This is a genomic window from Microbacterium sp., assembly GCF_052102115.1.
Taxonomy (GTDB): domain Bacteria; phylum Actinomycetota; class Actinomycetes; order Actinomycetales; family Microbacteriaceae; genus Microbacterium.
Genome location: NZ_JBQDVP010000082.1, coordinates 1 through 7,663, shown reverse-complemented (window position 1 = coordinate 7,663; position 7,663 = coordinate 1). Strand labels below are relative to the sequence as shown.

Here is a 7,663-nt window from a genome sequence, read left to right as displayed (position 1 = left end):
TCAATCAGTCCTGATAATTATCAGGCAGTCGCGAGCTGACGCAGCACGTACTGCATAGTTTTCGTTAGTGTCAGTTCGAGCCCTTGGGCACCTCAGTGGCTAGTTCGGCAAACTGAAATCCCAGCTCAAACTACGATTTACTCGTCTGATGCAACTACCGCTGCCGCAGCAACTCACGGCGCTGATCCGGGTGGGCCGACGTGCTGCGATTGCGGTATCTGCGCCAGATGCACCGGCCAATCCGTTCGGGTCAACGCTCGTCGAGTCACTGCAGACCTTCCCAGTAGGCGAAGCCGAACTGGACGATGACGATCGTGTAGATCACGCAGCCGACGAAGACGACCACCGAGGCGATGAGCGCGCCGACGCCGAGCTTCGGCGTCCCGGTGCTGCGGCTGAGGCGGATCCCGTTCCAGGCGCAGACGGCGGCGGTGATGGCGAGGACCGCCATGAAGTGCGGCAGCACGATCGCGCCGACGACGGCGAGCACGTTCATGATCAACGAGGCGATGATCCAGCCGCGGCCCGAGCGCCGCAGCCGGTCGGGCTGATCGGCGTCGACGGGCGCAGCGGGCGCGGCGGTGGCCGGGCTCGGGACGTTCTTGCCATTCCAGAAGTCAGGCGTCTCGCGCCTGGTCTCGGCGTGTGCGGGGTCGGCCATGGTTATCTCCTTGGGTCGGTGGGGCTGGTGGTGTGTACGGGTCAGGTGCGAGCGTCGGCGCGCTCGAGCACGACGGTGTTCGCGGCTGCCAGAAGCGTGCTCAGCAGCAGACAGGCGGCGATGATCGCGGCGATCACGCCGGCGGTGATGTCGCCGGTGTCGGCGAAGGTCGCCGTGCCCAGCTGGGTCGCCCTCGACAGCGCCGCGTAGGGGCTGATGAAGATCGCGGCATCGAGACCGACGACGAGCAGGAAGGCCGAGAACCCGGCCCCGAGGAAGGCGACAGCGACCGGTGCGGCGAAAGAGCGCATCTGCATCGACAGCCAGGACTGAAGGACGGCGACGGGAACGCTGGCGAGGATGATGAGCAGGGAGATCGCGAGATACTCCGGCGGCAGGAAGCCGGGCAGTCCGAAGCCGATCATTCCCAGCGCCACGGTGGTGACCACGGCGATGACCTGCATGATCGCGGCCAGAACGGAGATCACTGCGGCCTTGGCAATGATGATCTGCAGCGACGGCGTGGGTCCTGCCATCAGCGCGTTCCAGTTGCTGCCGCGGTGCTCGGCCCGCCAGACCAGCGAGGCGAGGATCGCGATGCCCACAGAGAGTGGGAAGAGGCCGTAGAAGACGATCGAGCGCATCCACAGCGTGTGCCAGCCGTCCTCGAGGCCACGCCCGTCGATGAGGGTCATGATCAATCCGGTGGCCACCAGCACGATGGGTAGCAAGACGACGACGGCCCAGCTCAGTGAGCGCTTGAGTTTCGAGAATTCTGCGGCGAGGGCGTTCATCTCAGACCTCCTGGCGGTCGAACGAGCGGGTGAACAGGGCGAAGATCGCGGCCGCGACGGCAGAGAGGCCGCCGATATTGAGGTAAGACGGCGCGAAGCCGGCCAGCTGTCCGTCGACGTAGCCGGCGGCAGCCGAGAGTGCGTAGTAGCCCCACGGTGTCAGGTGCGCGATCCACGTCGGCACCGCCGTCGAGATGAGCGCGACGACGGCACCGAGCAGCCCAAGGCCGATGCCGACGAGCTGGTTCTCGACACGGGCTGCGAGCACGACGTGCAACGCCAGCAGCGCGAGGCTCACGACGAGCAGGCACGCGGTCAGACCGAGCCAGCGTCCAGCCGGCCACGGGGCGTCGATGCCGACGGCGAGACCGACCGCGGCGAACGCCGCGCTAACGAGCACGGTGGCCCCGGCGACGAGAAGCCCGAGGGCCAGCAGCTTCGCCCGGCACAGACCGCCGGGCGTCACACCGGACGTCGCCGACATCAGCCATCCGCCGCCCTGGTGCTCGGCATCGACGAGACGGCTCGCGACGACCGCCAGCAACAGAGGTGCGGCGAGGGTGAATCCCGACCCCATCCCCATGAGCAGCGTGTTCCACGACGATGCACTGGTGCGGTCGAAGTCGGGGTTGAACACGGCTGCGTAGAGGCCGATGCCGGTGACGACGGCGAAGAGCACGGCGACGAGGAGAACGACGTGCAGGTGCCGCATCTTGGCGAACTCGTTAACGACGATGGCGCTCACAGTCCGCCTCCTGCCGTCAGGCCCATGAAGACGGACTCGAGCGTCTGCTCATCACGCCGGACGCCGTGGACGCCGATCCCCTCGGCCACCAGACCTGTGACGACGCCGGCTGTCGCCTCATCGCTGTCGACGCCGGCCAGCCGGACGGTCGTGTCCTCCAGGCGTGCGCCGTGGGCACGGGCGAGCATGGACTGCGCGCGCCGCGGATCCGAGCAGTCGATGAGTAGGTCGGGGGTGGCAGCGCTGAAGAGGTCGGCTCGGGTGCCCTGGAAGATCATCCGGCCCTGGCTGAGGATGCCGAGGACCGTGGCGGTCTTGTCGACCTCGCCGAGCAGGTGGGAGGAGACCATGACGGTCACTCCCCCGTCCGCGAGCCGGCGCAGCAGCTCGCGGATCTCCTCGATGCCGGCGGGGTCGAGGCCATTGGTCGGCTCGTCGAGGATAAGCAGCTTCGGCTGCCGGGCCAGAGCCATGGCAATGCCCAGGCGCTGCTTCATGCCCAGCGAGTACTCGCGCACCCGCTTGCCCATCTGGCCATGCATCCGCACGGTCTTGACTGCGAAGTCGACCTGCGCGTCGTCGAGGCCGAGCAGGCGCTGGACGATGCGCATGTTCTCTGCGCCGGTTAAGTGCGCATACCCGGGCGGGGACTCGATGAGCGAGCCGATGCTGCCCAGCAGCTGCCGTCGGGTGCTCCGGTTCATCGGCTGGCCCAGCACCTCGACCTCGCCGCCGGTGGGACGAATGAGCGAGAGCAGCATCTTCATGGTCGTCGACTTGCCCGAGCCGTTGGGCCCGAGGAAGCCGTAGACGCTGCCTTCAGGGATGCGCAGGTCGAGACCGTCGACGACAGTGCGGCCGCCGTAGGCCTTGGTGAGGTTCGAAGATTCGACGATGAAGGACATGCCTCCACTCTCGCGAGGATCGGCGGCGGTGTCGTCTGGCGAGGCGACTATCTTCGACTAGTCGATCTGCACTACGTCGGGCCGGTTCCGGCTCAGGTCGCAGGCGGGACCAGGCCCAGGCGGTGGGCGAGAACGACCGCCTAGACGCGGTCGCGCAGCTGGAGCTTGGTGAGAATGCGCTGCACGTGCACACGCGCGGTATTCTCCGAGATGACCAGCTCCTCAGCGATCTCCGCGTTGGACAGCCCGCGACCCGTGCACACGAGCACCTCCCGCTCACGCGCGGTGAGCTCGCCGAGCCGCTCGTCCGGTGCAGAGCCCGCGGTCGCAGGGAGCTGCGCTGCGAAGCGGTCGAGCAGGCGCTTCGTCGTCGACGGCGCGACCACGGCGTCGCCGGCGTGCACGTGGCGGATGGCCGCGGCGAGCTCCTCGAGCGGGGCGTCCTTGAGCAGGAAGCCCGAGGCCCCGGCCTGGATCGCGTCGTAGGCGTGCTCGTCGAGGTCGAAGGTCGTCAGCACCAGTACACGGGGCCCGCTGGTCTCGCGGATCCGCCGTGTGGCCTCGACGCCATACATGCGCGGCATCCGCACATCCATGAGCACGACGTCGACCTCGAGGTCGGTCAGCATCTCGAGCGCAGCCTGGCCGTCCTCGGCGTCGGCGACGACCTCGAACTCCGGCCGGGTGCTCAGCACCATGCGGAAGCCGGTTCGGTACATTTCCTGGTCATCGACCAGCATCAGCCGGATCGGTGCGTCATCGCTCATCGGTCATCTTCGATCGGTAGGAGGGCGTGGGCCTCGAACCCGCCACCGGACCGGGGACCTGCTTCCAGTGATCCGCCGTAGGCGCTGGCCCTCTGGCGCATGCCCACTAGTCCATGCCCGGTCGTCCAGGGGACCTCAGGTGTACTGCCGGTGGCCGCACCGTCGTCGACGATGCGCAGCGAGAGCTCGGTCGGGGCATACGAGAGGGTCACCGTGACCACGCTCAGCAACGGCCCACCATGCTTGCGCGCGTTCGTCAAAGACTCCTGCACGATCCGGTAGGCGGCCAGGTCCAGACCGGCCGGCAGCGCGACCGGCTCCCCCTCGATATGGAGGTCCACACGCAGGCCCGTCTGCCGTGCCTCGTCGACGAGTCCGTCGAGACGGCCGAGGCCGGGCTGTGGAGACCGCGACGTGCTGCTATCGTCGCGGAGTACATCGAGCATCCGCCGCATCTCCCCCATCGCATCGCGTCCGGTGTCGCGCACGCGCTCCATCGCGTGCGCGGCCTGCTCAGGACTCGAGGCCACCGTCTGCGCCGCGCCATCGGCCATGACGACCATCGTGCCGAGGCTGTGCGAGACGATGTCATGGATCTCGCGGGCGATCCGTGCCCGTTCCTCGGCTGCTGCGATCGCCTCCCGCGCATCACGCTCGCGCGCGAGCTGGTCGGCGCGGTCCTGCAGGGCGGTCATATGTCCGCGCCTCGACTGAGCCAGCAGCCCGATAGTCGCGAGGAAGAATCCGGTCAGGACGATCACCCCGACTTCACCGATCCGTACGTATTCCTTCGCCAGCAGTGGCTGGGCCGCGACCACGACCCACACCCCCACCAGAACTGACGCCACGAGAGTAGTCCGCCATCCGAATCGCGCACCCACGAAGTAGAGAAGTAGGCCGAGAAGGACCAGAGGCGCGGGCGATAGGCCGACGCCGAGCACCACGTAGCCCCACGCGCCAACGTAGACGAGTAGCGGAGTGATCCGCGGACCTCTGCTCCGGAGCACGTAGGCCGCGCAAAGCACTACTGACAGCACCAGGGCAACGATGAGCTGCGGGACCGAGAGGACGTTCAACCCGAAGTGCTGGACCGCAAGGTTCATCGCGTCGTACAGGAACAACGCCATCGCGACCACGATGCTGGTGGGAGTCGCATGCCGCTCAGCCCACAGGCCGAACGGCGTTCCCGCGAGGGCAGCGCGCCGACGGCCTGCCGACTGGGCTGTCCTCGTCACGCTCATAGCACCTGATTTTACGGTGGCGGGGGCTGCCGCGCGAATAGGTGACATCTGATCTGGCTTGCCCTCTGGGCGGCCTGGAAGGATGTGCCCCATGCCCGCTCCCTACCCCCAGGAGTTCCGCGAGGATGTCGTGCGAGTGACCCGGTCCCGTGAGGACGGCGTCACGATCGCGCAGATCGCGAAGGACTTCGGCGTCCACGAGATGACGCTCCACAAATGGATCCGCCAAGCCGACATCGACGATGGCAATCGTCCCGGAAAGACACGGGAGGACTCCACCGCACTGCGCGACCTCCGCCGCCGCAACCGGCTGCTGGAGCAGGAGAACGAGGTCCTCCGCCGCGCTGCCGCCTACCTTTCCCAGGCGAACTTGCCGGGAAAAGTTTCTACCCGCTCGTGAGCGAGCTCGCCGCTGACGGCATCCCCGTCGCGGTGTCCCTGCGGGTCCTGAAGCTCTCCCGCCAGCCCTACTACCGCTGGCGGCACCAGCAGGTCACCACAGCCGAGCTGACCGAGGCATATCGCGCCAACGCCCTACTGGACGCCCACGTCGACGACCCCGAATACGGCTACCGTTTCCTGGTCGGCGAAGCCGCAGAAGCGGGCGAGGCGATGTGCGAGCGGACCGCGTGGTGGATCTGCCGCGACAACCAGTGGTGGTCCGTGTTCGGGAAGAAGCGCGGCAAGAACGGGAAGCGCCCCGGACCGCCGGTCCACGACGACCTCGTGAAGCGCGACTTCTCCGCAGACGACGTCAACGAACTCTGGCTGACCGACATCACCGAGCACTGGACCGACGAGGGCAAGCTCTACCTCTGCGCCATCAAAGACGTGTTCTCCGGCCGGATCGTCGGCTACTCGATCGCGGACCGAATGAAAGCCCGTCTCGCGGTGAACGCCCTGGACAACGCGATGTCTCGACGCCGTGATGCCGCCGGATGCATCGTGCATTCGGACCGCGGATCGCAAGGCGGATTCAATCGGTGGTTGCAACACCGGTACTTTCAATCGATTCTAGCTGCTCGGCAAAGACTTCGGCTGGGGTTTTCCAGCCGAGGACTTTCCGTGGCCGATTGTTCAGCGAGTAAGCGACAGCCTCGAGCTCTTGGGCTTCCCACCTCGACAGGTCTGTGCCTTTCGGGAAGTATTGCCGCAGCACTCCGTTTGTGTTTTCATTCGTCGGTCTCTGCCACGGCGAATGCGGATCCGCGAAGAACACTTTCGTGCCGGTATCGACCGCGAACCGAGCATGGTCTGATAGCTCCTTGCCCCGGTCCCACGTGATCGTCTTCCGCAACTGCTGCGGCAGGCACGTCATCGACTTCGTCAACGCTGTCGCCATCGCCTGGGCCCCATACCCGGCTAGTGCCGGCCCGTTCTTGATCCGTGGTTGTTGTCCGTACCCGTCGAGCCTGGGTAGGTGCACCAGCAGCGTCGAGCGCGACTTGCGCTCGACGAGCGTGCCGATGGCCGAACGGTTCGTGCCGATGATGAGGTCACCCTCCCAATGCCCAGGCACAGCCCTGTCAGCGGCCTCGGCCGGCCGCTGGGAAATGACCACATCAGCGGTGACATGCCCCTGAGGTTTGCTCTGGGCCCTGGCTCTGGGTTTGCGCAGAGACCTCCCGGTCCTCAACGCAGCGACGAGCTCTCGCTTGAGTGCGCCGCGGCCCTCGATGTAGAGCGCCTGGTAGATCGCTTCGTGACTGATTCGCATAGCACCATCATCGGGGAACTCGAGCTTCAACCGTTGCGAGATCTGTTCCGGACTCCACGCGATCGACCAAGCCCGGTCTCCACGATGGGGCTTGTTCCGGCCCTTCCACGCCGCGACCGCCGGCCCGGCAACCACGGTACCGTCTGGTAGACACACACGACCATCGAGATGCTCCTGAACATAGGCGCGCAATCGGGGGTTCTTCACCAGCTTTGCGGTCTTCGGTCGACGCGCCATCAGCTCAGACTTCCACTGCGCGACGGATGCCCGATAGTGTAGCTTCCCGGCCCGAGTTGCTGCATTGCGGCGCAGTTCGCGCGAGACTGTCGAGGCGTCACGGCCGAGTCTCCTCGCGATCTCGCGAACACCTACGTTCTGAGTACGTAGCAACGCGATTTCCTCGCGCTCAACGAAGGACAGATACCGGCCACCGGGCTCGACGAGTGTGATCGTTGCCATACCACCACCTTGGCGGAACCACCGCGCCCCGACAGCCTGCGACACTCCAACCGCGGCACCAGCATCCTCTGAGGAGGCACCGATTGCGACCTCTTTCCAGAACTGGCGCTCGACACTGCGCCTGCTCTTCGGGGCTCCTGGTGAGATCATCGGGTTCCTGCCTGTCAGCCCCTTCAGCCACCCTGCTGGTCGTCCCATGGTCGTCCTTTCTCTCAAGGTGTTGCAACGACCAGTTGAATCCGCCCAATTCAGGTCACGGAAGTTCGTGCACGCCCTGAACCGTCACCACCTCATCGGATCGATGGGCCAGGTCGGTGCCGCCGGCGACAATGCCGCGATGGAATCGTTCTTCTCGCTACTGCAGAAGAACGTCC

At 66.2% G+C, this 7,663-nt stretch carries 8 protein-coding genes and 2 pseudogenes; 3 read left to right on the top strand and 7 right to left on the bottom strand.

Annotated features, from left to right (window positions below):
- Positions 1 to 265: 265 nt before the first annotated feature.
- The 6 genes from ACTICP_RS15285 to ACTICP_RS15260 all read right to left on the bottom strand — a co-directional run bounded on the left by ACTICP_RS15285 (position 266) and on the right by ACTICP_RS15260 (position 5,113).
- Positions 266 to 661, bottom strand: coding sequence for a hypothetical protein (locus tag ACTICP_RS15285; RefSeq protein WP_096163027.1), 396 nt, complete (start codon positions 659 to 661; stop codon positions 266 to 268).
- Between the two features lie 41 nt (positions 662 to 702).
- Complete coding sequence (locus ACTICP_RS15280) at positions 703 to 1,455, bottom strand: ABC transporter permease (protein ID WP_096163026.1); 753 nt, start codon at positions 1,453 to 1,455, stop codon at positions 703 to 705.
- Between the two features lies 1 nt (position 1,456).
- Complete coding sequence (locus ACTICP_RS15275; protein ID WP_240520364.1) at positions 1,457 to 2,200, bottom strand: ABC transporter permease; 744 nt, start codon at positions 2,198 to 2,200, stop codon at positions 1,457 to 1,459.
- A complete protein-coding gene (locus ACTICP_RS15270; protein ID WP_096163025.1) occupies positions 2,197 to 3,105 on the bottom strand; it encodes an ABC transporter ATP-binding protein in 909 nt (302 codons plus the stop codon). Before ACTICP_RS15270 ends, ACTICP_RS15275 begins: the two co-directional genes overlap by 4 nt.
- 140 nt (positions 3,106 to 3,245) lie before the next feature.
- Positions 3,246 to 3,872, bottom strand: coding sequence for a response regulator (locus ACTICP_RS15265; RefSeq protein WP_096163024.1), 627 nt, complete (start codon positions 3,870 to 3,872; stop codon positions 3,246 to 3,248).
- The gene (locus ACTICP_RS15260; protein WP_180959898.1) at positions 3,869 to 5,113 is read right to left on the bottom strand and encodes a sensor histidine kinase; all 1,245 of its coding nucleotides are present in this window, start codon (positions 5,111 to 5,113) and stop codon (positions 3,869 to 3,871) included. Before ACTICP_RS15260 ends, ACTICP_RS15265 begins: the two co-directional genes overlap by 4 nt.
- A 91-nt stretch (positions 5,114 to 5,204) precedes the next feature.
- Between ACTICP_RS15260 and ACTICP_RS15255 the strand changes: the two genes are divergently transcribed.
- Complete coding sequence (locus ACTICP_RS15255; RefSeq protein ID WP_205677163.1) at positions 5,205 to 5,513, top strand: transposase; 309 nt, start codon at positions 5,205 to 5,207, stop codon at positions 5,511 to 5,513.
- Positions 5,514 to 5,725: 212 nt separating this feature from the next.
- Positions 5,726 to 6,052: pseudogene (locus ACTICP_RS15250) on the top strand (DDE-type integrase/transposase/recombinase); the annotation flags it as partial.
- A gap of 37 nt (positions 6,053 to 6,089) precedes the next feature.
- Here ACTICP_RS15250 and ACTICP_RS15245 read toward each other — a convergent pair.
- Positions 6,090 to 7,487 (bottom strand): IS30 family transposase, encoded by a 1,398-nt coding sequence (locus ACTICP_RS15245; protein WP_096162325.1) that lies wholly within the window; start codon positions 7,485 to 7,487, stop codon positions 6,090 to 6,092.
- 43 nt (positions 7,488 to 7,530) lie between these two features.
- Here ACTICP_RS15245 and ACTICP_RS15240 point away from each other — a divergent pair.
- Positions 7,531 to 7,663: pseudogene (locus ACTICP_RS15240) on the top strand (IS3-like element ISAar45 family transposase); the annotation flags it as partial.

Coding starts and splice junctions, on each gene's coding strand:
- ACTICP_RS15260 (WP_180959898.1), bottom strand. CDS start 5,113: ATGAGCGTGACGAGGACAGCCCAGTCGGCAGGCCGTCGGCGCGCTGCC.
- ACTICP_RS15265 (WP_096163024.1), bottom strand. CDS start 3,872: ATGAGCGATGACGCACCGATCCGGCTGATGCTGGTCGATGACCAGGAA.
- ACTICP_RS15285 (WP_096163027.1), bottom strand. CDS start 661: ATGGCCGACCCCGCACACGCCGAGACCAGGCGCGAGACGCCTGACTTC.
- ACTICP_RS15245 (WP_096162325.1), bottom strand. CDS start 7,487: ATGGGACGACCAGCAGGGTGGCTGAAGGGGCTGACAGGCAGGAACCCG.
- ACTICP_RS15255 (WP_205677163.1), top strand. CDS start 5,205: ATGCCCGCTCCCTACCCCCAGGAGTTCCGCGAGGATGTCGTGCGAGTG.
- ACTICP_RS15280 (WP_096163026.1), bottom strand. CDS start 1,455: ATGAACGCCCTCGCCGCAGAATTCTCGAAACTCAAGCGCTCACTGAGC.
- ACTICP_RS15270 (WP_096163025.1), bottom strand. CDS start 3,105: ATGTCCTTCATCGTCGAATCTTCGAACCTCACCAAGGCCTACGGCGGC.